Genomic DNA, 24,410 nt, shown 5'->3' with positions numbered 1-24,410 from the left:
GTTACGGCGCACCACCGAACCTGCTAAAGCCCTACCGCCCGCAGTCGCCGGGCGCATCTCCTCTTTGCCACATCTCGCTTTGATAGTCCCTCCGATGGCCGCTTTTCTCCCCGATGTCTTCCGCAACCCGACGATCCGGGTCAGCACGCTGACGCTCTTTGCCTATGGATTCGCGGGCGCTGCAACCTCGCCATACCAGTCGGTGATCGGCATTCGCGAACTGGGCCTCAGCAACGGGCTTTATTCCGCGCTGATCTTTGCGGCTGCCGCTGTCAATGTCGTCGTCAGCGTTCTCGTCGGCAATCTTGCCGATCGGCTTGGCGAGTACCGTTCGATGATGCTGTCGGTCACCGTCTTCGGCGTCCTCGGCTATGGTGTCGTCTATCTCCTGCCTGCCCAGACGACATTCGTTCTTTGTATCCTTTTCATGCTGCCAATTTACAATGCGCTGAATTCGCTGCTTTTTGCCAATGTGCGTGCGGCTGCCAAAGGCATGCCCCGCCACGAGGTTGCCGCGGTAAACTCCGGCGTCCGTGCGGCAATTTCGCTGTCCTGGGTCCTTGTTCCGGGGATCACCGGCGCGCTCCTCGCGCATGCGACGAGCATGCTGCCGGCTTATCTTTTCGCCTGTCTTGCCTGTGTCGCGTGCCTGGGATTGATCGCTGCGTTCCTGCCCCGCCAAAGCGGAACCGACAGTCATGCCGGAGCCCATCTCTCCCATCTCGCCGCACTCGGCGAGGTCTTGTCGCCGAAGATTTTCGTCAGGCTTATCGCCATCGCATTGATCTTCAGTACGCTGCACATCAGTGGCGCCGTCCTGCCGTTGATTGTAACCGGAGCAGCGCATGGCACCGTCACCGACATCGGCGTGCTGGTCGGCATCGTCGCCTTTCTCGAAGTCATCTTCATCGTCGTCTGGGGTCGTATCCAGCGCTCCATTAGTCCCGTCGCCGCGCTGGCGATCGGCACTGCCATCTATGTCACCTACCTGGCGCTGCTCGGCTTTGCCTCCACGCCGTGGCATGTCTATGCGCTGACGCTTGTCAGCGGCGCGGGAGCGGCCGCGCTGATCAGCATTCCGATCACCTATTTGCAGGATCTGATCGCCGACCGGCCGGGCCTCGGCAGCGCGCTTATCTCAGTCAATCTATTTCTGAGTGCGGGGATGAGTGCCGCGCTCTTTGCCTTCGGCACCGCCATCAGCAGCTATTCCGGAACCGCCGTGATCGGCGCTGGTGCGGGAACCCTCGGTATGCTGCTGCTTCTCGTTTTGGACGGGTCGAAAAGACGTCATTGACGCGACACGGTTTCATGGCGATCCGCGCAATCACGGCTTGCTCTGGCTCTCCCTCGCGATATTGTCATGATCGGCAAGACGCACACGAAACCCGAACCGAGGCAGGATGCAGGCTGATGACAAACGGATTCCATCAGGGCGGACATTGGAGAAACTGGGTCGGCAACCAGTCCTGCATCACTAGGTATCGTGGAGAGCCGACGAGCGAAACGGAACTTTGCGACATGGTGAGACAAGCCACTTCGCAGGGGCTGAATGTGCGCTGCGTCGGTTCCGGCCATTCCTTCACCCCCGTTGCGATCACAAGCGGGCTCCTGCTTTCGCTATCGCAAATGAAAGGCGTCCGCCACATCGACCGCGAAGCGCGCCGGGTCAGCGTATCGGCGGGTACGACAATCAACGAGCTTGGCCGCGTTCTCAAGGATAACGGCCTGTCGATGGTGAACCAGGGTGATATAGATTCACAGGCTCTCGCCGGCGCCCTGACCACCGGAACGCACGGCACCGGCAGCACATTGGGCAATCTGGCCTCTTCGATCGTTGGAATGAAGCTTGTCCAGCCGAACGGCGGGGTTCTGACGGTAGACGAGAGCAATCAAGATCTTTTGCGTGCAAGCCGTGTGTCTCTTGGCACTTTGGGGGTGATCTCGGAAATCACGCTTCAGTTGATGGATAGCTACAACCTGCATGAGAAGATCTGGCGAGAGGATTTCGACGCCTGCATGGAGATGCATGACGAACTTGCAGCGTCGCATCGCCATTTCAGTTTCTTCTGGTGCCCGACGGAGCAAAGCCGTCACTGCTACTGCCTGCCCGACACGGCTGCTACATCGAAATCGGGAAAAACCACCGATGTCTGCGAAATGAAGACGATGGACATCACGGACCGGCCGCCGATGGAGACCGAGTTCGAGAAGATCGCTTTCAGCTCTGAGATCTATCCGATCGTCTACGTCGCGAACTTCCATGAGCTGGAATATGCGGTTCCGGTCGCCTACGGCAAGCAAGCGGTCATCGAAGTCCGCAAGCTGATGCTGGAGAAATATCCGGAATGCATCTATCCGATCGAGTATCGATTTACGGCCGGCGACAACGCCTGGATGAGCCCGTTCTTCGAACAGGACAGCGTGACCGTATCGGTTTCCGGCGAACCCGGCACCGACTACTGGCCGTACCTGCGGGACGTGGACGCCATCCTGCGCGGTTTTGGTTCACGACCACATTGGGGCAAGTTGCACTTCCTGACCGGCGACGATGTGAGCGATATTTATCCGAAGGCCGAGGAATTCCGTGCCCTGCGTCGCAGGCTCGACCCGCAGGGCTTCTACCTCAACGACCATCTGACACAGCTGTTTAAGTAGTCTACCAGCCGCACCGCCAAAGCTTGGATCAAGTACCTATCTGGCGTCGAGCAGGGCATTGACCTTGCTAATCTGGGCCGTTGTCAAAGTGCGCCCGAAGGCTGCATCTAATTGATCTACCGCCGCATCAAGTGCCAATTCTTGTTGCGTCGGGTCAGTGATCGCAAGGGCCTTCTCGCGCGCCCGTTCATAGGCCGCAATCTTGCCGACTGCCGATTTTGGAGAAGCGCGCTCTCTTGCGCGGAGCGAGGCGTGTGCGGCATTCAGTGCGCCAAGGTGGTTCGCGTCGTCGGGATCGGCGACCGATGCTGCTTCCTCGAAGGCCTCCCTTCGGGCGGCTCTCTCGGCCTTTTCATCGCTAGAGGCGACGCCTTCGTGGTTCTCGGATTTCCCCTCATTGCCGCCACTGTGTCCGTTGCCGTTGCCGTTGCCGTGACCGTTGCCACCGTCCTTCGCAAGAGCCGAACCGACGAACAAGTTCTCGCCGACAAACGTCGACACAGAAGGGTTGGAGCCGATCAAACCGACACAAATCGACGCCATCAATATTCCGCGAAAACGAGTCACATGCATCTCCAATGCTCAAAAATCAGCCACTATGCGGAGCAAATGGGCGAATTGGGGCCATTGTATGGTTCGCCTATAGGTGGCTGGACTGCGGGTAGGTGGAAAATCCGATGTGATATTCAAATCAAACACGTGCTGACTTTTTAAGTTACGTCGTCGGTCCGCGCTAACATTGACGGCGCCGCTCATTGAGAATCCAGCGCACCCTTGGCCACCATCAAAACAGCGCTCTCAACGGCTGCGGCAATCTGTTTGCTGGTCGCTTGGCTCGGCACGGCGCGGGCTAGGGTGACGCCACCGGTCAGCAGCGACAGCAGTACCCAGGCGCGAGCCTGACGCTCGGTCTCCGATCCCTCCGGTAATCCCAAGGCGACCGCTTCCATCACCTGGCGCAGTTCGACCTCGTAGGCGGCGCGAATAGCAGGGTCCGCACGCTCGATTTCGGCGGAAAGGCTCGGCAAGTTGCAAGCGTCAGCCAAATCGCAGGTTCGTTTGTGGCCCATGTAGAAGGCGGCAAATTTGGCGACCCAGCCTGCGCCATGTTCCTCGCGCACGGTTTCTATCCCATGCCTGAGATCACTGAGACCGGCCACGACTGCCGCGCCGAACGCCTCCGCCTTGGACCGGAAGTGACCATAGAATGCGCCATGTGTAACGCCTGCCTCTCGCGCCAGACCATCCACGCCGATTCCCCCATAGCCCTGCTTGCGAAACCCGCGCCCGGCCGCATCGACAATAAGTGCCCGGCTCTTTTCCTTGTGTCCCTGCGAATAGCGCACCATGTCGCCCTCCTATTATATTACGATCGCCACATAATCCTTGACATGATTACGATCGTAATGTGATGTGTCTAAGCGGCGCTGGCAATCCCTGGCGCCAATCCAGAGGAGACCCAAATGCCATTGCTCCGAATTACCCACCAGCGCGGCGCCTTCACAGACACTCAAAAGGCCCTGCTCGCCGACGAGCTCACTGCAGCTATCCTGATTGCGGAAGTTGGCGCCGACACGCCGGCAGGCCGTGCCGTGGCCTATGTGTTGTTTAACGAGGTCGATGCGAAGACGTCCTGGTTCGTCGGCGGCAAGCCGGATCTTGACGCGCCGAAGGGCGGGCGGTTCATCTTTGACGTCGTCTACCCAGTCGGAGCTGCCCCTCAATCCGACAAGACCGCGCTGCACGCGCGCATAAATGCCATCATTGCCAAGACCCTCGACGTGGATGGCAGTTTCCCCAACCGTGCTGGAGACTGGGTGCTGGTCCATGAGGTTCCGGATGGAAACTGGGGCGCCAGCGGCCAGACGGTTGGCATCCGCGAGATCAATCAGGCAGCAGGCGGTGGAGCGGAGCGGGCAGAATACTTTGAGCCTTTGTTGGCCGCGCAGCGCCGCGAACGCGAGGCGCATGGCTATCCCGCCGAGGCCAACCGTCGTTGAGGTTCGTCATGCAATTATCAAATTATCTCTTCTTTACGACGAGCTGCGAGCAGGCACTCAGCTTCTATACGCGATGCGGCCTCGGTCACCTCGTCGAGGTGTTGCGCTATGGCGAGGGCGGTATGGCGGTACACAATGAGGCTATGCGTGGCCGAATCATGCATGCGAAGTTCGAGGGGCAGGGGGTGCTCTTCTATGCATCGGACAACGATGATGCCGAGCCAATGCGAGGTTCCGCACATATCCTGATGATGGACGATCGCGAGCAGACCAAGGCACTTTTCGGCCGTCTTGCCGAAGGCGGTGTCATCACCACGCCGCTCGCTATTCAGCCCTGGGGCGACTTCTTCGGCAAGCTGACTGACCAGTTTGGCGTGCAGTGGATGCTGAATTGTGCGGCTTGACCGCACCAGCGCGCGTGTGAGGCGCCTGGCGCTGAACAGACAGAGCGCCTTATCATCGACATCATTGTCGAGCTTTCTTAAGCTATCCGGAGTAACGAGCATGAGTTAGATTTAACAATGAAATCAGTTTCGGTAGTATTATGCGTTCGCAACGGCACCGACGTTTTGCCAAACGTGGTCCGATCTGTCTTTGAGGCTGCTTCTACTGTTGCTCAATCAAACGTCGAGCTGCTTATTGTCGACAACGGTTCGACAGACGCCACCGTTGCGACCGCGGAGGCGTTGAAGCGCAACGCCCCCATTCCCGTGCGGATTTTGCGTGAGCCTGTAAAAGGCGTATGCCGCGCAAAGAATAGGGGTATTCAATCTGCAACGGGCGACATCATAGCGTTTACCGACGACGATTGTGTGCTGGCTCCCAGCTATTTCGCGGACTTGATACGATACTACGAGGGGGAGGTTGCCCCGGTCATTCGCGGTGGCCGCGTGGAACTGGGTGATCCCACCGATTTGCCTTTCACCATTAAAGTCGATGATCAGCCTGCCGTTTTCGGCGGGGTCATTCACCCGGGCGGTTTCGTTCATGGATGCAATCTGACCATCCCGAGGGATGTCTTTGACGAGATTGGCGGCTTCGACGAACGTTTTGGTCCTGGCGCACCGCTCAAGGCGGGCGAAGAAACCGAGTTGATCTACCGCGCCCACAAAGCCGGCATTCCAATTCACTATGTCCCTGACATGGCCGTCTACCATTTCCACGGTCGCAAGGAACAGCTCGACATCAAGAAGCTCAATGACACCTATCAGATTGGCAACGGTGCGCTTCACGCCAAACACGGTTTCACCGACGGCCTTTTGCTCCGCCACTTTTATTGGAACACGAAAAAATACCTAGGTGAGTGGCTTGGCGGGCCGAAGTTCAACAGCTCGCTCGAGCTCTCGCATCGGGACCTCCTGGTCCAACAGCTGATTGGTATGGCACGGTTCATCAGCCATCGTAAGGTCAATATTCCGCCAATCGACTTGAATTCCCGCAAAGACGTTTAGGGTTCAAGAGGTCGGTCTCGCCGAGTTCACCGCCTGTTCGCACACTGAAACAAAACTGTTCATTTGTACGTGGAGATCGATTTCCGGGCGGTTCGAATGGGCAAGGGCGGCGACGCTCAGGCTCTGGTAACGGTCGCCATGGAGGCTCGCGAGTACCTCGGCCCATTGCTCCGGCGAGGCATCTTTATCCATAATGACGCCGCCAGGACCTATGGCTTCCGGAATGCCGCCTCTATTGGATCCAACAACCGGAATGCCGCTAAATTGTGCCTCGGTTGCGACGCGGCCCCAGGCCTCCTCCCATTTGCTGGGCATCGCTAAAATCTTGGTCTGTGCGTATATTTCACGCATATCGCGAACAGGCTCGGAGATAGTGAGGTTTGGCAATCGCGCGTTCGCATCATCCAGTACGGCGGTATCCTTTGGAGTTAGTGTCCACGCCTTTACAAAGAGGAACGGCTGTGTTGGCATCAGCCGCACGACCTCCAGCAACATCTCAACACCCTTATTGGGATGCGGATTGATGAAGGTGATCTTGTCGCCGACGCTGCGCGTTTCGTACCAGTCCCGGTGAAAAGACGGGACGATCACTCGAGCGTCGATACCGTATTCCTTGGCCACGTGGCGTGCTGTGAAGCCCGAATTGGCAACATAGGAATCGGCGGAGCAGCCGGACACGTCAGCGAGATCCTCGCTCTCGACATTGTGGAAATGGATCACCGTCGGAATGCCTTGGTCTTTGAAGGCCTTGCTTATGTGTCCTGGCAACCCCGATTGGGCGACCACCACGTCCGGCCGCAGCTCCGCTACAATTTCGGGAGCCACCGTCCAGGGAAACCAGCTTCTGACGGTCTCATATCCGAGAGCGCTGTCACTGTGAAATGAGCGGCGAAACAACTTCAACGCAATTCTTGCCCGAAGTCCAATAAGCCCGGCGCCGGTCAGACCCGCAACCACTGAGACCTTGTGGCCCTCATCTTGCAGTGCCAGCGCCATTTCGTGCATGTTCGCCTGCGCTCCTCCGGCAATCTGGGGAATGTGCGGGTGGGCTGTGGCCAGTACTATGTTCACGATTCCTACCTCCATGGCACAACATCAAATGGCTCGATCGAGATCTCAGCGCGTCCGCAACCGCGACATTGGGCTCGATACCACGTTTTGCGGCAGTCAAGGCCGGCGCACCCACAGGATCTCCCAGCCGTCCTTAACGACCGGCACGGGCGCGTAACCGCCGAATCCCAACAAACAACTCGTCGTCGCCTTCATCAACGAAATGGACGCGCGAAGAAGACGCCATATGACGGCGTACACTTCCTGCCAAAAATTCGGGATCTTTCCCTGGTAATACGTCAATCTGAGAGATGGCCCCAATCCATTTGCTGGTTAGCAATCAATCGAACCATTGCCGCATCTAGCAAAATATCGGACGATGCTAGTCGTCATGGCGAGCAACCTACAATTAAGCTATTTGTGGCCGATGTAAGACGCATCGCCTTTGGACCCGTATCCGAGCAGGGGATGTGCCGTCTTTTCCTGCGCATCCTAAAGCCGCACATACCTATCCCGCAGCCAGCGGGCCTTTGCGAATGCGCATGAAGTGCGGCGACCGCTCAGTGGGCGACGCGTGATGCCTCGTGTGCCCTCACGATGGCGTCCGCCTCCTTGCCGTACAGCTCCTCGAAATGATCGAAGGTCTTCGAAAAATAGCCAATGCCCTGTGTCGCCGAGCGCAGCCCCCGTGCCAGATCGGCAAGTGCGCCACCCGGCACGAGAGCCCGGAAGACGTCCCACCCCTTGATGGTTTCATCCCGGTCGAAGCCGAGAATCTGGCCGTTGAGAGCGGAAACGATCTGGACGAGGCCGCCTGAATAGATCGACGGAATGTGAATTTCGCTGCGGAAGACGGGCTGCATCAGGACGGTGGATCCTTCAAAAAGAGCCTGGCGCACTCCCATTTTCGACGCCGTCCGGAAGGCGTGTTCCGAACTGTCGACGGCATGGTGCTGGCCATCTGACAGCGTTACACCGACATCGATAACCTCAAAGCCGAGCGGACCTTTCTCCATCGCTTCGCGCGCGCCCGCTTCAACGGCAGGGATGTAATTGCGCGGAACGACGCCGCCCTTGATGGTTTCGCCGAAGGTGAAGCCCTGGCCGCGCTCGTTCGGGTGAATGCTCAGCTTCACATCCGCGAATTGCCCCGCACCGCCTGTCTGTTTGCGATGACGGTAATGAACCTCGGATGGCTTCGTGATTGTCTCGCGGTAGATCGGGCTCGGCGCTCGGTCGGTCACAGTGATGCGAAAGACGTCGGACAGGGTTCGGCAGAGATCGCGCAGATGCATAGGCCCCTGGGCGCAGACAAGCTGGGCGCCGGTCCCTTCCTCCTGCGATATCTTCAGACCACGATCCGTCTCGGAAAGTTTTGCCAGCGTTTCGGACAGCTTGGTTTCATCGCGTTCGCTGCCCGGGACCAGTATCCTTTCTAGCATCGGCGTGGGTGGTTCCGTCCATGCGGGCGGGGCGACCACCGCGTCGGGCGTCAACAGCGAAGGGACACGCAGGTGATCGGACTTGACCGTTGCGAAGACATCCCCCGGCGCGGGCACAACGGCGGAAGCCGATCGCCCATTTGCGGGATCCTGTACGGCGCCGAGACTGGCCCCGCCAAGTGATGCGCCTTGCCGCAGCCCCTCGCGAAGTGCACGCACGAGCACTGTCTTGCCGACATTCTGACGATGATAGGCATGGAAGCTCACGGCCGCCACCTTGCCTTCATCGACATTTCCGGCTTGAGCAAGACGCTGGCGAAGGACCGCCACTGGCGGCGCCTCGTGGCGCAGCGCCTTCATCAGCCTCGTCATGCCGTTGCCATGACTTGCGGCACCGATCAGGACCGGGATGATCCTGTTTTCCTTGAGAACCCGCGATGAAATGGCATAGAGCGCGTCGCTGGGCGGCACACGGTCCTCGATCAATTCCTCGAGAAGCCAGTCATCGAATTCGGAAAGATGCTCCAGGAGTTCCGTGCGCGCTTCATGCTCGCGTTCGCTAGCGCCTTCGGGGATTGCAATTAGCGCAGAAGGCTGGCCTTCGCGGTAGCGCCACGCCCGTTCCGAAATCAGATCGCAGCTGCCGACGATCCTGTCCCCCTCACGGATCGGAATCTGGCGAAGCAGAAGCGTGTGGTTGGCGTAGTCTTGAAGTGCGGCGATCACGTCCCTAAGTCGCCCTCTCGGTTCGTCCATCCGGTTGACGAAGAGGATGCAAGGCGTCCCCGAGGCTTCGATTATTCTCAGATAGGGCGCGGCGAGCACGGCCTCCTCGGGCACCGGTGAAACACAAAGTATGCAGGCGTCACTGGCAAGAAGGGCATGCTGTGCATGGGCCAACGCTTCGTTGGGTCCTGGAGTATCCAGTGCGCACCACGCTTCGTTTCCCCAGGTGAATTCCGTCAGGTTCAGTCCATAGGGGGAGATCGATTTTCTCGGCGCCCCTTCTAGGGAGCCGAGCTTTTCCACGACCGTCGATTTTCCGGTCTGCGAAGGTCCAAGTACGGTAAAGCAGCGCATCGGCATTCCTCCAACTGCCATAGCCACAATTTTCGGCCATCATAGGATGCCCTGAACCGCTGCAAGACGCCAGAGGCACGATTTTCTTATTGATCAAGGCTTGGGGCCGGACACCCAAAGCCTTTCTTCCTTTCGCTGGAACGCTTTGCGACTCTAGCCGGCTTGAGACTCTTCTTCCAATTGGCTTTCCGCCCGATAATCGATCGTCATGTAGATAACGACGGCAACGATAACGCCGAGGAACAGCAGACTTGTATAGATGGTACCGAACCCCAGGCCACCATATTCGGCCGGCTGGGAGAGGAGATCGCCGATCGAGGCGCCCAGCGGCCGCGTGAGTATGTAGGCTAGCCAGAAGGCTGCGACACTATTGGCTCCCAGCTGAAAGTAAGCCAGTGCAATGATCGCAATGATCCCGGCAAAGAGAGCTCCCGTTGTCAGATAGCCAAGGGCGAAAACCTCAGCGATCAAGTCGCCGACCGCGGTCCCGAGCGCAAAGGTGAATAGAATTGCCAGCCAATAGAAAGCTTCTCGCCTCGTCGTGGTAATCGAGTGGATCGAGAGTGTGCGCTCCACGGCGTACCAGCCGATGAATGTGAGGGTGAGTGCTATCGTGAAGGCGATTGTCGTCACTTCGAGCGGTACGCCGAAGGTGTCGACGAGATTGTCGGTGACGAGCGTGCCGACGATGCTGATCAGGACCACCGCAGTCCAGTAAGTCCAGGGTACATATCGCCTCTGAGCGAATTGAAGCACCAAAGCGGCGACAAGAACCGCGCTCATGATAAGCGATGTCGCGGTCAAGCCTAGTCCGAGATTGACCGCGAGGTAATCTGCGGCCGTCTCGCCCATGGTGACCGCTAAAAGCTTGATCAGCCAGAACTCGACGTTGACAAAGGGAACCCGGTTTGGCCGCCTATCGGCATCGGTGAGGGAAAATTGTGTCATGGCGTGGCCAATCCTTCTTGCTATTTGCCCATCAGCTTCATGGCTTCGGCAAAGAACTTGTCGGCGCGGGTATCGTCATCGGCGTTGCAGCGATCGACGCCCTTGGTTTCCAGATCGGTGACCTTGGTCATATCGGCGTCGCTCAGTTTCACGGTCTGCTTGGCGGCGCGCAGCTGTTTCAACATATCCTCGCAGGGAACGGCAGCATTGGCCGTAAACGCCAGGATGACGAAGCCGGCGCCGGCAATGGCGGTGACGACGGAGGCTAGGAACAGTGTTTTCATGGGATCACTCCAGATTTTGGGACGGCAGGGACTTTCGCCGTGGGTTGCTTGTCGGCGCTTGCCGGACGGCGGGAACCTACAGGGGGCGTCATACGACCGCTTTGCCGCAAGGATACGATTTCGTAAGGTTGGGAATGGGTGATTGACCTTACGAAAGCGTATGGTTTTCGCGGAGTGACAGGCCGGTGATGCAACTATAATGTCGGCAGAACCACGCCTCATGGAGGCAGAATTCATAGATAGGGCCTGTAAATGCGCATCCTCGTCATAGAGGACGACCGGAAAACGGCTGACTACATAGCCAAGGGCTTTGCCGAAGCCGGCCATGTTTGCGATATCATGGCGGATGGGCGCGATGCGCTCTACCACGCAACAAGCGAAGAGTTCGATGTGATGATCGTCGATCGCATGCTGCCGGGTCTCGACGGCCTGTCCCTACTAAAGGCGATCCGGGCGGCCCGCAATACCGTACCGGCGATCTTCCTGACATCGATCGGCGGGGTCGACGATCGCGTCGAGGGATTGGAGGCGGGCGGCGACGACTATCTTGTCAAGCCCTTTGCCTTTTCCGAGCTGCTGGCGCGCGTCAACGCGCTTTCTCGCCGCCCGCCTTCCCAGGAACAGAAGACCGTCCTGCGTGTCGCCGATCTGGCGCTCGACCTCATCAAGCGGCGCGTGATGCGCGGCGATCAGCTGATCGAATTGCAGCCGCGCGAATTCACATTGCTTGAGGTGTTGATGAGAGGAGAAGGCCGCGTCCTGACGCGCACCATGCTTCTGGAAAAGGTCTGGGAGTTCCACTTCGACCCGAAGACGAGCGTCGTCGAAACGCATATCAGCCGTTTGCGTGCGAAGATCGACAGGCCGTTTGAAGTCCCGCTGCTGCATACGATCCGCAATATCGGTTACAGTCTTCATGCTCCGCACTAGGCTGCTTGGCAGCACGCCCTTTCGGCTCGCCCTGATGTTCGGACTGCTCTTTGTCCTGGCTTTTCTGCTGTCGGGCTTTGTCACCTATCATTTGCTGAAGCTTGAATTGTCGAAAGCCCTGGACGCCTCGGTCGAGGAAATCTACTCGGTGGTCCGGTCAAGCTATGCGCCCAACGACATCGAAGACCTGACCACGACCATCAACACCTATGCAAATTTGAACAAGGCCAATGATCGGGTGTTTTCGCTGACGGATGCCTCGAACCGGCATATCGCTGGCAATTTTACGGCACCTGCGCTTGTCGATGGTCTTTCGACCGTCGGCGCGACAGATATCGGCATTGCGGGCGAGGGATCATTTCGAATGAGATCCGGGATGGTCGGAACAGACCGGCTGGTCGTCGGCCAAAGCTTTGCCGAAACCGATCGCCTCGAAGCCATCGCTTTCATGAGCTTTGGATGGGCAACGGTGCTGATCGTGACGCTTGCGATCGGCGGAGGTGTATGGCTCGCCTCCAGGGCGCAAAGGCGGCTTGATGGCATCGCCACGACAATGGTCGAGGTCTCGCAGGGCGATCTGACAAGCCGCATACCGCTCCAAGGAAACGGCGACGATATCGATGTTGTATCCGGTCAGATCAATCGCGCCATCGATCGCCTGTCGGGGCTGGTCGAAGGAATGCGCCAGGTCAGTTCCGATATCGCCCATGATTTGAAAACGCCGTTAAACCGGCTGAAGATGATCATCGAAGACGCACTTTCAAGAGATGAGCGCGGCCTTCCGGTCGCAAACTCGTTGATTGAAGCGCGGCTGGAAAGCGACCAGATAAATGCGACTTTCGAGGCGCTGTTGCGGATTTCGCAGATCGAGGCTGGTGCCAGGAAGGAGCGGTTTCGTCCCGTCGATCTTGTCCGCATCATGAGTTCTGTGGCCGAGATCTATGCTGATGTTGCCGAAGACAGCCATCAGTCGCTTGAATTCGTAACGCAGCTTAGCCAATCCCTGGGGGTCGTCGGCGACAGCGAACTGCTGACGCAAATGCTGGTTAATCTCGTTGAAAATGCCATCAATCATTGTCCGGCCGGCACCCGTATCGTCATGTCGCTGAGCGATCAGGAACACGGTCTCTGCGCATCGGTTGCCGATGATGGCCCCGGCATTCCGGAGACGGAGCGCTCGCTTGTCTTTCGTCGTCTCTATCGCCTCGACAAAAGCAGAACGACGCCTGGAAGCGGCCTGGGCCTCAGCCTGGTCAAAGCCATCGCTGACCTGCATTCCGCCTCGATTACGATGACCGACAACGAACCGGGGCTACGGGTCGCCATCGAGTTCCCGAAACAGCCATTGCCGACCGGTTCCTAACGGCGGGCAGGATGCCGCATGAACGTGCCGCACGATTGCTTCCGATGACAGCCTCGATCTCCATCTTGCCGCTACTTCCTTACTTTCAAATCGAGGCCCGGGGTGATTGCGGCGGAGGCGGCGTCTATGTCGCTGGTCCGCGAGCTCGCGACGACAGCCGGTCACAGTGCCACAAAGACCATCATGCTCCTCGTCGAGTAGCTTCAGGCGCCTTTGGACTATCTTTTCGACTGCACAGAGATTGGTCCTTTGGGCTGACGAGCGGGAGATGGATGAGCTTGCGGAACGAGCGAAAATAGCGATCCAAAGCGCTGTATATGTGTCGAGCGTGCATCCGGCCGGATATTCGATGGGACCTGCGCCATATGCTGGACGGCGAAGGGTTGCAGTATAGATTCTCCACCGGTGGACAAAATCAAGGTATTCGCACTGGGTGGTTAGTTGCCCGTGAATCATGTACAGGTGTGACGATTACGTCGGCTGCGACATTGAGCGTGGTTTATGCAACTCGATCTTGGGAGCCTGTCTCAGCCATGTCTGAGACGTTTTGTTACCAGCTATGAAGCAAGTCTCAGAACGAATAGTAAAGCTAGCGCACCAGGAAAAGGTCGCATCGGCCGAGGTTACACAGCCTCAGACGAAATATGCTCTCAGATGGTTGCTGGTCTTCGTTTGCGTCGTATTCTGGTTTGCTATCGCCGCATATTTTTTCATTTGGTAAGGTGTTTTTCGTTGCGGGCGAGTAGAACCACGCCGACTGTTTTCCACAATATGTTCATGTCGGTCGAAAACGAACGCGTGTGGTAGTAGTCAACGTCATACTGAACGCGCTGTTCGTAGGACGTGTTGCAGCGCCGCTTCACCTGCCATAGGCCCGTCACGCCAGGTGTCATCGACAGATAGTAGTGGACGAATGGACCATAGCGTTCCAGCTCCTCATGGACGATGGGCCTCGGTCCGACAATGCTCATCTCGCCGCGCAGCACGTTGATCAATTGTGGCAGTTCGTCGGCGCTGCTGATGCGCAGATACTTGCCCAATGTGTGGACGCGCGGATCGTTGGTCAATTTGCGGACTGCCAGCCACTCCTGCTCGCGTTCGGGCTCCCGGGCAAAGAGTTCGGCCAGCCTCTTGTCTCCGTCCTTCCTCATCGAGCGGAACTTGAGACATCTGAATTGGCGCCCGCCCTGACCGATGCGGGTGTGCCGGTAGATCAGCGGCCGTCCATCGGCAATCAGAAGTGCTATTGCGATCACAAGCAGGGCTGGCGAAAGAAACAGAAGCGCTGTGCCAGCAAAGACAATGTCGAAGATACGCTTGTACCGGTTCTGACCCGCTGCCTGTAGCGGTTCTGAAACTGATTGTTCTTGTTGCGCTATTCCCCGGAAGGCCGATAGCATCTACTATACCCCTTGATACTTCCAAACCTTGGTTAAGTTGTCAGTCGGTCCGCAGTTTCGCAATTCGACTTGGCGGTCATTCTTTAGTCACATAGACGTAGCGTCCGGCGATAAAAGGCTGATAGCAGGTATTTAATCGGCCATTTTCTGGGTCGCTTTGTCGGTGCAGAAAGGTGACCGATCGGCCTCATGGTTCGCATATCTCTTGCCGCCGCCGCTCACGCCACAGCCTGCGCAGTTGCCGTGTGCAGCGTTCGCACGGTCTCCTTGTCGGCTCTTGTAAGAACGCGACCGTAGAGGCCGAGAAGCGCTTGCCCCCATGCGTCCGGCGAGTGGGCAAGGCTACCCGCCGTTCGCAGGCAATTGGCGCTCATACGGCGTATAAGGTCGTCATCGCCGATGAGCCTAGTGATAGCCGCAGCGAGGGATTGGGTGTTGCCGGTGTGGAATGTCAGGCCACAGTCCCGTTGCGCGACGTCCGTTGCAAGTAATGCCGCGTCCGGCATGATCACCGGTATGCCGCTGCCGATTGCTTCCACTGCCACCAGGCCAAAGGGCTCGGGAACACGGGAAGAGATGATCACGGCCCGCGCATCGCCGACGAGCTTGCGGATTTCGTCCTTTGTTTTCCAGCCGTGGACGATGCATTCGGGATATTTCTCTTCCAGCAGGCCACGTCCAGCGCCGTCGCCAATGACGCGGAGCCTGACGCCGGCAAGGCGTGCGGCTCTGGCTGCGTCCTCAAAGCCCTTTTCCGGCTCGAGCCTGCCAATGAAGAAAAAGTCGTGGTTTTGCCAGGGCGAAGCCGGCATGGACAGAAGCGCCTCGGCCGGATTGGCAATGGTTTCGATATCCTTCGTGTGGACGCCGGCTCGCACGAAATAGTCGCGCATGCGCTGGTGGACGATCACGATGTTGGCCGGCATTTGCCGGACGGGAAACAATTGCTCGCGCAGCATGTGGCGGGCGGACCGCCAGACTTTCTCGTGGTAGCCGCGTTTGTCGCACTGGGTCGTCAGGCAAGCCATGGACATCGGGCTAAGCTTGCAGACCTCGTTGGTCCGGTAATTGGCAAAGCCGCCGTTTGGGCAGGAGAGAAAATAGTCATGCGCATGCAAAACGACGCGTTGCCGCACGCCCTGCAGCGCGCGAAAGATCGAAGGCGACAGGATCTTCGACCATCCGTGAACATGATAGATTGTCGAATGCGTATCGCCCTGATCGATGAGATCGCTGAGCGCGCTGTAGGCCTTTTTGTTGTAGAGGCCGGTGGCCAAGGCCGAAAGCTTGCTCTGCTGGAGCAGCGTTTCGCCACCGAGGTTGATCGTGTCGGCCGCTGGCCGTTCGTCGCTGCTCGTGTCGCCTGCAAAATAGGTCACCGCTATGCCGGCACGGGTCAGAAGGTCGGCTGAGAGAATAGCCAGGTTCGAGGCGCCTCCCACTTTCGCTGAGCGATCGTTGATGATGACAACGCGGTCGGGTCGACGGTCGGTCATTGCCCTAATCCAACGCCTCCACATTGGCCGGCGCCAGTCTGCCCGTAAGCAGATCGAGGCAGGCAAGCGCGTTGCCCTTGAGGCGACCCTTGCGATCAACCCAAGGCTCCGGCTTCCAGACCTTGACGAGATTGGCCGACAGATTGCGCATGATCTGAGCGCCGGCATGTCGGATGCTCATGGTTCGCTTGCGCATGAGGTAGATCGGATTGGCGATCTGCGAATAGCCAAAGCGCACGCCCGCAGTCCGCCCGGACTTGACGCCGAGATGGACGCCTTCCATCTGACTGCCGCAGACGACGTCTCCGTAGCGGGCGAGAAGACGGCTGAAATCGACGTCCTCCAGCCAACCATATGCCGGCAGGTTTTCGTCGAAGCGGATGTTTCCGGCGACAATCGCTGAAACGCGGATCGCCATGTTGCAGCCATATGCGTTGTAAATCGGCCTGAACATTGCAGCCAGTTCCGACTTCCGTCGGCCCTTCGCCTCAACCAGCTTCATGCCGTCCTGAACGGAAATCCCCGGGCCGGTGATGCCGTCGGCAAGAACGGTTCCCGTTGACATTATGATGTCGCGGTGACCCCGGAACAGATTTTCAGTTTCCTCGATATAGGTGGGTGCCATAAGGAAATCGTCGTCGAGAAAGAGGACGATGTCGGCATCTGGGATGTCATCGAGGATGTGGTTTCTCTGGCTGCAGGAGCCCCGCTTCGATGTCAGCACCCTGATGGGGAAATCGAGGCCGGACAGGCAGCGCGGATCGATATCCTCCGGCGAGGCGACGCAGACGATCACCTCATCTGGCAGACGGGTCTGCTTCGAGATATGCGGCAGTACGGCGGCCAATATTTCGCGACGACCGGTGCTGGCGATCCCGACGACGAGCTTCAACGGCGGCGCGCCTGGCCTGTCGTCGGCGCGGTTCCACTGGGGTGCACGTGGCGGGGGCGGCGGTGTGCGTCGCGCCCAGCTGCCGAAAGTGGCCCGCTCGCCCTCGTCGCAGCAGTTGTTGACGATGCCGAGAAGCTTGACCTTGCCGCTGCCGAAGCTTGCAAGCGCGCCCGAGAGCCGATCGATAGTCATCTTTCTCGATCGGCCGACCACAACGACGATGCCGTCAAGATAGCCGCAGATGGTCCGGGTATCCGCCGAGTCCTCGAAGGCCGACATATCGACCATGACGACGTCGTAGGTTTTGCGAAGCAGCTCGATCTCCGATCTCAGCGCGGGAAGATGGCCGTATCTCTGCGTTGGCGAAACAAGCTTTTCCGTCTCGTTGACCGTCAATACCGGAACCGCGCCGCTCGCCGGCATTTCGCCGCCGACGTGCCCGGATCGGTGATCGACGACGGTGCCGAAACCTTCCGAGGAGCCCATATATTTCATCGATGCGGCGTGAAGCTGCAGCGGTTCCATGCCGAAGTCCTCGCCGGAACCGTTTGCCACGCGGCTGAGCTGGGCGCTGAGGAAATCCGCGTCGACAAGAACGACCGAGGAGCCTTCATTGCGATAGAGCTGCGCAAGATTGGTTGCAATCGTGGTCTTGCCTTCACCGGCGCCGACGGAAGTGAGGCCGATGACGATCGACGACTTTGATGGGAAAGAAGAGTCAATCGAGCTCTTGACGCTTCGCATCGCCTCGGAAAAGCGCGAATACGGCATATCTAGAACGAAGCGCAGAGGGAGCAGGGCGCTGGAGGCGGCAAGGCTCGACCTGCCGGCATAGGCAGACATGAAGGACCGGTTGCCGCAGACCGGGACATTGCCGAGCGAGGCGATCCCGAGTTCGCGGCGCAGCCGGTCTCGCGAATTGATGCGCCTGTCCATGCCATCGCGCATCAGGGCGATAAGAAGTGCCGCTGCAATTCCGAGCATGCCGGCAAATGGGATGACGATCGATGTCTTCGGCCAGGTCTTTCCCAGAGGCGGCGTGGCCGCGGTGACGACGCGCGCATTGCCGAGCGGGAACGATTGCTTCTGCAGAGTGCCGATCAGCTGCTGCAGGATACTCTCATACATGCGGCGGTAGGTCGTCGCACGGCTTTCGAGCTCGGACAGATCGACGCGGGCAAGGTTTTTGTCCGTTCCCGTTGAGGTCAGCGTCGCAAGCTGCTGGTCAAGGAGTTTTTCCCTGGTCTGCGCCACCTCGAGGTTCGAGCGGTAGACCCCCTGGATGCGCGCGAATTCGCTCTTCATCTCGTCTTTCAGGCGAGCGATATCGTTCTGAGCGTTGGAGATGGCCGGGTTGCCGGGCGCATAGCGGCTGGTCAGGTCGTTCAGCTTGGTGGTAGCCAGGCTGATGTCTTCCTGAAGTTTCTGGATGCGGGAATTGTTGATCGTCTCGGCGACATTGCCGTCGATCGTCTGGCCGGACATCAGGCGGTTCAGCGTCTCGAGCTTGGCGGATTCGGCGGCGGTCTCGGCCCGCGCGGTCAGCGCCTGGCTGCTGATCTCCGACAGCTCCTGCTGGTCGAGCGAGGATTGCTTGCCGATGTCCATGATGCCGTTCTTGGCGCGAAACTCCTCAACCGCCATGGCGGCGTCCTGCGCCTGGCCGCCAACCTCGATCAGACGCGTTTCCAACCATTTGGCGCCGCTCTCGGCCGCGGCTGAACGCTCGCTTAGTCCGGTCTGCACATAGGCGTCGGCAGTGGCATTGGCGACACGCGCCGCTTTTTCCGGGTCGGTGGAGTTATAGCCGATCTCGAGAATATAGGACTGCCCGACGCGGCTGACCGATACGCGCGAGAGGAAGGCTGCCATGGTGCGCCTGGTTGCCTCTTCACGCGCGGAAGTTGGGTCGGGCGAGCTCTTGGGCTCGGACGACCCAAACAGGGACATAACCATTCGGATCTGGTCGTGGATCATGGATTGCCAGGATCTGCCGCTGACCAGCTCGGCGTCATTGTCGAGATCCAAAGTGCTGATGACGGAGCGGGCGATCGCTTCGGACTTGACGATTTCAACCTGGCTGGCGATTTCAGCCGCCTCGATGATGATCGTGCCGCTAAACGAGTCCTGCGATTGTATCCGCCCCTGCTCCGGGTCCATCACCAAGCGCGTCGTTGCGGAATAGATCGGCGTCATGCTCGTCACATAGGCCGCGCCGATGCCAAGGCTGAGGGCCGTGCAAGTGGCAAAGACCCATGCGTGGCGGCGCAGGAATGTCCCGATATCGCGAAACGAGACATACTCCTTCGAGGACGACGATTTAAGATCTAAAGGCTCGCGGGTGACGATGTTGCCGAAGTCGTGAGCTGCCATGGTTCTATCCGATGTTGCGTTGGATTTCATGTTGGGCGCGCTATTGCGATTGATCGGCTGCACGAGGCAGCTGGTCCGCGATTGAGGATACCATCGCGCCATCGATGCTTCCGGAGACGTTGTAGCGGACATCGAGAACGTCTCCGGGCTGCAGGGTTGCTCCCTCGGGCACTTTCTGCGGGTCGCCGCCATCGCTGCCATGCGTTACCCAGTATTCAAGCGGCTGCAGGTCGACGGACTTCAGGCTCTGCTCTTTCGAGACCGTGGCGCCGGCGATCTGCAGCAATTGCAGGGTCGTCGTGCGCTTGAGCTTGGTGTCCTCGATCTCGACATTCGTCGCCTGGAGCTGCTGGCCGACATCGGTCTTGCGCTGGCCCTTGAGGTTAAGAGCATCGCGCTGAGTTTCGCTGAGCTTTTGTTTCGCCTGCATGGAAGCGACAACCATATCCAGCTTGCCGCTCTGCATGTCGGCGACGATGCGCTCAAGGGAAGTCTTGCGCGATGTTGTCAGGATCTTGGTATCGACGAGCTTCGAGATGTCATCCAGCTCGCTCTGGGCGATCTTCACCTGCCGATCCTGCGAGGACATCTTTTCGTCGAGGACGGCAATTTCGTTGGTGAGTAGCGTTTCAAGTTCGGTGGCGGATTCCAGCTGCTGGCGCAGGGCGTCGCCGCGAGCCTTGAAGAGAGTATTTTCGCTGTTGACGATCTGCTGGACCGGCGATCCGTCGGGAGCCGCTAGCAGCTCCGGCGGAAACTCGATTGTCGGTTGATCGTTGAGCTCGGCCGATAAACGGGCCCGGCGCGCGCCGAGCTGCTTCAGCTGCAGTTCCATCCGATTGAGCTCACCGGCATAGGTGATCTGCTGCGTATCCGAGTATTCGCCCGTTGGATTGGCGCGCCGCTGGCGTCCCCCCGCCATCGCGATTGCCTGTTTGACGGTGACGCCGGGGCGATATTCGAGCTCGCTTGGTTTTTCGACCGTTCCGGTCACGTATATCATCGGATATTTCAAGACTTGGACGGAGGCGACGGGCGGCTGGGCGAGGCCCGTCAGCTGCTTCAACGTGCTGCCGATATCGGCGGCCAGTTCACTGGTCGTCTTGTCGTCGACTTTGATCTCGCCGATCATCGGCACGGAGATCGTGCCTTCCGGAGAGACGACATAGTCGCCGTTGAGGGCTGTCCACTCCTTATATTCTCCTGTAGCCGCGAGCCATTCGACGACGCCGACCTTCACATGGGTCTGCGGCTTTAATCTATATGGATCGGAAGCGGCATATGTGCGCCCGGCAAGAAGAGGGCTGCCAATTGCTGATACAATGATCACGCCAAGGAATAGGCACGGCAGCTTTCGGCAGGCGGAGATGGAGGTTGGAAAAGCCTTCGACATCGGCACGATCTCATATTCATCGGGCGCGCTAAATCCATCCCAATCGGATTTTGGAGTCCTAACGCTGGATGAAGTTAATCGTCTGAACAGGTGGCGAGTAAATCCCCTGCGGCATAAACAGAGATCATCCCTTATGAGGAGGCAATGGCCGGATGTAAGCACCGCCATCGCCGTTTCAGGTATTAGTGATACCGATTTAGTTCATTTGGTCATAATCCTTACCTTTATGGATGCAGCAGGAGGCCAATGGTTGTTCTGTCCAAGCGATCTTTTCTCTGCCGATGATGGATCTTCAAATGGAGAGATCCGATGCGCGTTGCCATCGTCCACTATTGGCTTGTCTCGATGCGAGGCGGCGAAAAGGTTATCGAGGCGCTCTGCGACCTCTATCCGGAGGCGGATATCTTCACACTGGTCTACGATGAAAGCCGGGTTTCCGAGAAAATCAGGAAACACGTGGTCAAGACATCGTTCCTGCAGAAAATTCCAGGCGCGGTGCGCCATTATCAGTCGCTCTTGCCGCTCATGCCGTTTGCCCTCGAAGGCTTCGACCTCAGCGGTTACGACCTGATAATTTCCAGCGAATCCGGTCCCGCCAAGGGCATCATTCCTCCGCCGCATGCCACCCACATCTGCTATTGCCATTCGCCCATGCGGTATCTGTGGGATCACTACCACTTCTATCGATCAAGTGCAGGCTTCGCCTCGCGGCTGCTCATGCCAATTCTTGCGCCTTTGCTGCGCGCCTGGGACGTCAACACCAGTCTTCGCGTCGACCGCTTTGTCGCCAATTCACACCATGTCAACGCCCGCATCGGCAAATACTATCGCCGGCCGGCGACGGTGATCTATCCGCCCGTATCGGTCGAGGATTTTGCCATTTCTTCCGAGATTGACGACTTCTATCTTTGCGCCGGTCAGTTGATACCCTACAAGCGGATCGATCTTGCCGTGCGGGCCTTTAGCAGGATGGGTCGCAAACTGGTGGTGATCGGAGAGGGCAAGGAGATGGCGCAGCTGAAGCGCATCGCCGGACCGACCATCACCTTCCTCGGGCGCGCACCGTTCCCGGTACTGAAAGAAAAGCTGGCGCGGTGCCGCGCGCTGATTTTTCCGGGCGAGGAAGACTTCGGCATCGTGCCGGTGGAGGCGATGGCGAGCGGCCGTCCTGTGATCGCGTTCGGCAGCGGCGGCGCATTGGAAACGGTCATCCACGGCCAAACCGGCCTATTGTTCGGTGAACAAACCGAAGAAGCGCTGATCGAGACGGTTGAAGCCTTCGAGGCGGATGAAAGCGTCTTTCGCCCAGAGACGATCCGGGCGCACGCTGCGCAATTCAGTACGAGGAATTTCCTGACGAGTATGCGGTCCGTCATATCAGAGGAATTGCTGGCTCGAAAGAATTCAGCGTTCAAGGTGGGAGCAAACGTCGCTTCGCGGCCTCGCATTGTCGAAGAGCCGATGCCGGTTCCGTCGATGGACATACCATCGCATGCGGGGCTCGCAGAGCCCGCTATCGTCCACGCTCCGCAATTTTAAGATCGATCTTGATTTCGAAGGCCTGCCTCGTCGGTAGCGCGATGGGCCGGCGGCGAACGCGTTCATCTCACGCGGCGCAACAGGCATGTTGCGATGCAACATAATGTGACTTGATGCGCGGGCATCGCAGCACTATATCTTGGTTATCGAAGCGTTTCACTCCTCCCGAGACGCAACGTGCGACTGGCAACATCCTCCTCCCAGGTTGTCGGTCATCATCAAGAGCCCGGTGCACCTCCTCCCGCACCGGGCTTTTTTGTCTGGTCAGGGCGCCGACACTTCACTTTGATATTTTCACAAAGGGATTTCCGATCAGACGTGATCCGGCCGTTGCTGCTCGACCTTTTTCGCGCATCTGGTTGTTGGGCCTGCAAGCAGCGGTATGGCGCTATCGTTGCTTCTATTTACCCGTCGGGACGGCCTTGGCAGGGCTACTATTCATTGAGTGCGGCATGTTCGGCTTGCAATCCTGCGACATGTCCTGGTGGCGTTACCCAAGCGAGATGGGTGTGCCGTTTTGGGACAAGGACCTAGTTGTAGGTCTCTGCCTGTTTGCGTCGTTTTGCGACGTCCATTACATGGGCGTCGGCAATATCGGCAAGGACAAGGGCGACTTCGGCCTCTTGCCATCCCGCGGCTTCAGCGCGTTCAAGCAGGTCCTTGAAAGCAACGGTAAGAACTTCTTCGCATTCACGCGAACGTTCTACGTTTCCTGGATCGGTTTTGGGTGAATGTATATCTTTCATGTCGCTAAAATGATGAATTTGCATTTGCAGACAAGCGAATCTTTTATGACTGATGAATCGTTAACGTTACCACCGAAAAACTGAATTTCGGCTCGAGTTTCATCCCGATTCAAAAGCAGCGATAACAATGTTCAAAAAACGGTTGTCGGGCTTGCCGTTCGCGAAAACACTCATATACTCAGGAATAATTATTTCCACATAGTGAAATATCCAAGGGGAATGACATGGCTTTGAGTTGGCGGTTTTCGGCTCTTGCAGACAGGCATCGGGCACTCGGTTCAAATCTCGAGGACTGGAGTGGCATGGGAACCGCCTGGACCTATGACAAGGATATCTACCAAGAGCACATTGCCGTTCGCACCAAGGCGGGGCTCATGGATGTCTCCGGCCTGAAGAAAGTCCATCTCGTCGGTCCCCACGCGATTGCCGTGCTCGAATACATCACGACCCGCGACATGACGAAAATCTATCCTGGCCGGTCGGTTTACGCATGCATGCTGAACGACCGCGGTCATTTCACCGACGATTGCATCGTCTATCGCACGGGTCCGAATTCCTGGATGCTGGTGCACGGCTCCGGCTCCGGCCATGAGGAAATCACCAAGCAGGCCCAAGGGCGAAACTGTGCCGTGCTGTTTGACGACGACCTTCACGACCTGTCGCTTCAAGGGCCGATCGCTGTTGATTTTCTTGCGAAATATGTTCCCGGCATACGCGAACTGAAGTATTTCCATCATATGCAAACGACGCTGTTCGGCGCGCCCGTGATGATCTCGCGCACCGGCTATACCGGCGAGCGAGGTTATGAGCTTTTTGTGCGCGGCCAGGACGCCGGCATGGTCTGGGACCGTATCCTCGACGAGGGCAAGGAGATGGGGATCATCCCGTGCTGCTTCAGTGTTCTCGATATGCTGCGCGTCGAAAGTTATCTGCTGTTTTATCCCTATGACAATTCGCAGATGTACCCCTTCGCCAACGAGCAGCCCGGCGACAGCCTTTGGGAACTCGGCCTTGATTTCACGGTCAGTCCCGGGAAAACAGGCTTTCGTGGCGCCGAGGAGCATGCCCGCCTCAAAGGCAAGGAACGCTTCAAGATCTTCGGACTTCTGGTCGATGCGGATGGTCCGACGGACCTCGGCGACGAGGTCTGGGACGATGGCCATAAGGTTGGCGTCATCACCTGTCCGTCCTATTCCAAACTCACCAATCGCTCAATGGCGATCATGCGCGTCGACGTCAAACATGCGGTGCAGGGCGCCAAGCTCGAGGTCAGGGGCAAGTCGGTGAGCGCCTCTGCCATCGCCCACACCATTACCTTCGACGATCCGGAAAAGAAGAAACGGACGGCGCAAGGCTGAGGGGCGA

Annotated in this window: 20 protein-coding genes; 10 read left to right on the top strand and 10 right to left on the bottom strand. The window is 58.2% G+C overall.

Going from position 1 to position 24,410, the window contains the following annotated elements:
• The first annotated feature begins 94 nt into the window (after positions 1–94).
• Both AB4Z52_RS13355 and AB4Z52_RS13350 read left to right on the top strand, forming a co-directional pair.
• Positions 95–1,297, top strand: coding sequence for an MFS transporter (locus tag AB4Z52_RS13355; RefSeq protein WP_442218401.1), 1,203 nt, complete (start codon positions 95–97; stop codon positions 1,295–1,297).
• 116 nt (positions 1,298–1,413) lie between these two features.
• Complete coding sequence (locus AB4Z52_RS13350) at positions 1,414–2,658, top strand: D-arabinono-1,4-lactone oxidase (protein ID WP_442218400.1); 1,245 nt, start codon at positions 1,414–1,416, stop codon at positions 2,656–2,658.
• A gap of 36 nt (positions 2,659–2,694) precedes the next feature.
• Here the strand turns inward: AB4Z52_RS13350 and AB4Z52_RS13345 are convergent, their stop codons facing one another.
• Together AB4Z52_RS13345 and AB4Z52_RS13340 are read right to left on the bottom strand one after the other, a co-directional pair.
• A complete protein-coding gene (locus AB4Z52_RS13345; protein ID WP_442218399.1) occupies positions 2,695–3,225 on the bottom strand; it encodes a Holotricin-3 precursor in 531 nt (176 codons plus the stop codon).
• Positions 3,226–3,410: 185 nt separating this feature from the next.
• Positions 3,411–4,004 carry a TetR/AcrR family transcriptional regulator gene (locus tag AB4Z52_RS13340; RefSeq protein WP_442218446.1) on the bottom strand — a complete coding sequence of 198 codons (594 nt, stop codon included), beginning with the start codon at positions 4,002–4,004 and terminating at the stop codon, positions 3,411–3,413.
• A gap of 117 nt (positions 4,005–4,121) precedes the next feature.
• Here AB4Z52_RS13340 and AB4Z52_RS13335 point away from each other — a divergent pair, with 117 nt between their 5' ends.
• The 3 genes from AB4Z52_RS13335 (at position 4,122) to AB4Z52_RS13325 (ending at position 6,109) form a co-directional block, all read left to right on the top strand.
• On the top strand, positions 4,122–4,658 hold the full coding sequence (locus AB4Z52_RS13335; protein WP_442218398.1) for a tautomerase family protein: 537 nt from the start codon (positions 4,122–4,124) through the stop codon (positions 4,656–4,658).
• Between the two features lie 8 nt (positions 4,659–4,666).
• On the top strand, positions 4,667–5,062 hold the full coding sequence (locus AB4Z52_RS13330) for a VOC family protein (protein WP_442218397.1): 396 nt from the start codon (positions 4,667–4,669) through the stop codon (positions 5,060–5,062).
• 117 nt (positions 5,063–5,179) lie between these two features.
• Positions 5,180–6,109, top strand: a complete 930-nt coding sequence (locus AB4Z52_RS13325; protein ID WP_442218396.1) for a glycosyltransferase family 2 protein — start codon at positions 5,180–5,182, stop codon at positions 6,107–6,109.
• A gap of 3 nt (positions 6,110–6,112) precedes the next feature.
• Here the strand turns inward: AB4Z52_RS13325 and AB4Z52_RS13320 are convergent, their stop codons facing one another.
• The 4 genes from AB4Z52_RS13320 to AB4Z52_RS13305 all read right to left on the bottom strand — a co-directional run bounded on the left by AB4Z52_RS13320 (position 6,113) and on the right by AB4Z52_RS13305 (position 10,913).
• On the bottom strand, positions 6,113–7,195 hold the full coding sequence (locus tag AB4Z52_RS13320; protein ID WP_442218395.1) for a glycosyltransferase: 1,083 nt from the start codon (positions 7,193–7,195) through the stop codon (positions 6,113–6,115).
• Between the two features lie 524 nt (positions 7,196–7,719).
• Positions 7,720–9,681: an elongation factor G gene (locus AB4Z52_RS13315; protein ID WP_442218394.1), complete on the bottom strand. Its 1,962-nt coding sequence runs from the start codon at positions 9,679–9,681 to the stop codon at positions 7,720–7,722.
• Between the two features lie 153 nt (positions 9,682–9,834).
• Positions 9,835–10,629, bottom strand: coding sequence for a COG4705 family protein (locus tag AB4Z52_RS13310; RefSeq protein WP_442218393.1), 795 nt, complete (start codon positions 10,627–10,629; stop codon positions 9,835–9,837).
• 20 nt (positions 10,630–10,649) lie between these two features.
• The gene (locus AB4Z52_RS13305; protein WP_442218392.1) at positions 10,650–10,913 is read right to left on the bottom strand and encodes a hypothetical protein; all 264 of its coding nucleotides are present in this window, start codon (positions 10,911–10,913) and stop codon (positions 10,650–10,652) included.
• A gap of 252 nt (positions 10,914–11,165) precedes the next feature.
• Between AB4Z52_RS13305 and AB4Z52_RS13300 the strand changes: the two genes are divergently transcribed.
• Positions 11,166–11,843: a response regulator gene (locus AB4Z52_RS13300; protein ID WP_442218391.1), complete on the top strand. Its 678-nt coding sequence runs from the start codon at positions 11,166–11,168 to the stop codon at positions 11,841–11,843.
• Positions 11,830–13,206, top strand: a complete 1,377-nt coding sequence (locus AB4Z52_RS13295; protein ID WP_442218390.1) for an ATP-binding protein — start codon at positions 11,830–11,832, stop codon at positions 13,204–13,206. Before AB4Z52_RS13300 ends, AB4Z52_RS13295 begins: the two co-directional genes overlap by 14 nt.
• Before the next feature lie 710 nt (positions 13,207–13,916).
• On the opposite strand, the gene AB4Z52_RS13290 is transcribed toward AB4Z52_RS13295, so the two are convergent.
• The 4 genes from AB4Z52_RS13290 to AB4Z52_RS13275 all read right to left on the bottom strand — a co-directional run bounded on the left by AB4Z52_RS13290 (position 13,917) and on the right by AB4Z52_RS13275 (position 20,760).
• Entirely contained in the window at positions 13,917–14,606 is a 690-nt protein-coding gene (locus tag AB4Z52_RS13290; RefSeq protein WP_442218389.1) for a sugar transferase, read from the bottom strand.
• Between the two features lie 218 nt (positions 14,607–14,824).
• Positions 14,825–16,102, bottom strand: a complete 1,278-nt coding sequence (locus tag AB4Z52_RS13285) for a glycosyltransferase family 4 protein (protein ID WP_442218388.1) — start codon at positions 16,100–16,102, stop codon at positions 14,825–14,827.
• A gap of 4 nt (positions 16,103–16,106) precedes the next feature.
• Positions 16,107–19,367: a Wzz/FepE/Etk N-terminal domain-containing protein gene (locus AB4Z52_RS13280; protein ID WP_442218387.1), complete on the bottom strand. Its 3,261-nt coding sequence runs from the start codon at positions 19,365–19,367 to the stop codon at positions 16,107–16,109.
• A gap of 40 nt (positions 19,368–19,407) precedes the next feature.
• Positions 19,408–20,760 carry a polysaccharide biosynthesis/export family protein gene (locus AB4Z52_RS13275; RefSeq protein WP_442218386.1) on the bottom strand — a complete coding sequence of 451 codons (1,353 nt, stop codon included), beginning with the start codon at positions 20,758–20,760 and terminating at the stop codon, positions 19,408–19,410.
• A 309-nt stretch (positions 20,761–21,069) separates the two neighbouring features.
• Between AB4Z52_RS13275 and AB4Z52_RS13270 the strand changes: the two genes are divergently transcribed.
• The 3 genes from AB4Z52_RS13270 to AB4Z52_RS13260 all read left to right on the top strand — a co-directional run bounded on the left by AB4Z52_RS13270 (position 21,070) and on the right by AB4Z52_RS13260 (position 24,403).
• The gene (locus AB4Z52_RS13270) at positions 21,070–22,299 is read left to right on the top strand and encodes a glycosyltransferase (RefSeq protein ID WP_442218385.1); all 1,230 of its coding nucleotides are present in this window, start codon (positions 21,070–21,072) and stop codon (positions 22,297–22,299) included.
• Between the two features lie 452 nt (positions 22,300–22,751).
• On the top strand, positions 22,752–23,030 hold the full coding sequence (locus AB4Z52_RS13265; RefSeq protein ID WP_442218384.1) for a hypothetical protein: 279 nt from the start codon (positions 22,752–22,754) through the stop codon (positions 23,028–23,030).
• A 239-nt stretch (positions 23,031–23,269) separates the two neighbouring features.
• Positions 23,270–24,403 (top strand): aminomethyltransferase family protein, encoded by a 1,134-nt coding sequence (locus AB4Z52_RS13260; protein ID WP_442218383.1) that lies wholly within the window; start codon positions 23,270–23,272, stop codon positions 24,401–24,403.
• Positions 24,404–24,410: the final 7 nt, after the last annotated feature.

This window comes from Rhizobium sp. 2YAF20 (genome assembly GCF_052114685.1).
GTDB lineage: Bacteria > Pseudomonadota > Alphaproteobacteria > Rhizobiales > Rhizobiaceae > Rhizobium.
This window is presented reverse-complemented; position numbering and strand designations above follow the sequence as displayed.

Bases quoted from the DNA above. Each gene is read 5' to 3' on its own strand.
- AB4Z52_RS13300 (WP_442218391.1), top strand. From the start codon at position 11,166: ATGCGCATCCTCGTCATAGAGGACGACCGGAAAACGGCTGACTACATA.
- AB4Z52_RS13335 (WP_442218398.1), top strand. From the start codon at position 4,122: ATGCCATTGCTCCGAATTACCCACCAGCGCGGCGCCTTCACAGACACT.
- AB4Z52_RS13315 (WP_442218394.1), bottom strand. From the start codon at position 9,681: ATGCGCTGCTTTACCGTACTTGGACCTTCGCAGACCGGAAAATCGACG.
- AB4Z52_RS13280 (WP_442218387.1), bottom strand. From the start codon at position 19,367: ATGGCAGCTCACGACTTCGGCAACATCGTCACCCGCGAGCCTTTAGAT.
- AB4Z52_RS13285 (WP_442218388.1), bottom strand. From the start codon at position 16,102: ATGACCGACCGTCGACCCGACCGCGTTGTCATCATCAACGATCGCTCA.
- AB4Z52_RS13305 (WP_442218392.1), bottom strand. From the start codon at position 10,913: ATGAAAACACTGTTCCTAGCCTCCGTCGTCACCGCCATTGCCGGCGCC.
- AB4Z52_RS13275 (WP_442218386.1), bottom strand. From the start codon at position 20,760: ATGTCGAAGGCTTTTCCAACCTCCATCTCCGCCTGCCGAAAGCTGCCG.
- AB4Z52_RS13350 (WP_442218400.1), top strand. From the start codon at position 1,414: ATGACAAACGGATTCCATCAGGGCGGACATTGGAGAAACTGGGTCGGC.
- AB4Z52_RS13260 (WP_442218383.1), top strand. From the start codon at position 23,270: ATGGCTTTGAGTTGGCGGTTTTCGGCTCTTGCAGACAGGCATCGGGCA.
- AB4Z52_RS13325 (WP_442218396.1), top strand. From the start codon at position 5,180: ATGAAATCAGTTTCGGTAGTATTATGCGTTCGCAACGGCACCGACGTT.
- AB4Z52_RS13295 (WP_442218390.1), top strand. From the start codon at position 11,830: ATGCTCCGCACTAGGCTGCTTGGCAGCACGCCCTTTCGGCTCGCCCTG.
- AB4Z52_RS13270 (WP_442218385.1), top strand. From the start codon at position 21,070: ATGCGCGTTGCCATCGTCCACTATTGGCTTGTCTCGATGCGAGGCGGC.
- AB4Z52_RS13320 (WP_442218395.1), bottom strand. From the start codon at position 7,195: ATGGAGGTAGGAATCGTGAACATAGTACTGGCCACAGCCCACCCGCAC.
- AB4Z52_RS13290 (WP_442218389.1), bottom strand. From the start codon at position 14,606: ATGCTATCGGCCTTCCGGGGAATAGCGCAACAAGAACAATCAGTTTCA.
- AB4Z52_RS13330 (WP_442218397.1), top strand. From the start codon at position 4,667: ATGCAATTATCAAATTATCTCTTCTTTACGACGAGCTGCGAGCAGGCA.
- AB4Z52_RS13265 (WP_442218384.1), top strand. From the start codon at position 22,752: ATGTTCGGCTTGCAATCCTGCGACATGTCCTGGTGGCGTTACCCAAGC.
- AB4Z52_RS13310 (WP_442218393.1), bottom strand. From the start codon at position 10,629: ATGACACAATTTTCCCTCACCGATGCCGATAGGCGGCCAAACCGGGTT.
- AB4Z52_RS13355 (WP_442218401.1), top strand. From the start codon at position 95: ATGGCCGCTTTTCTCCCCGATGTCTTCCGCAACCCGACGATCCGGGTC.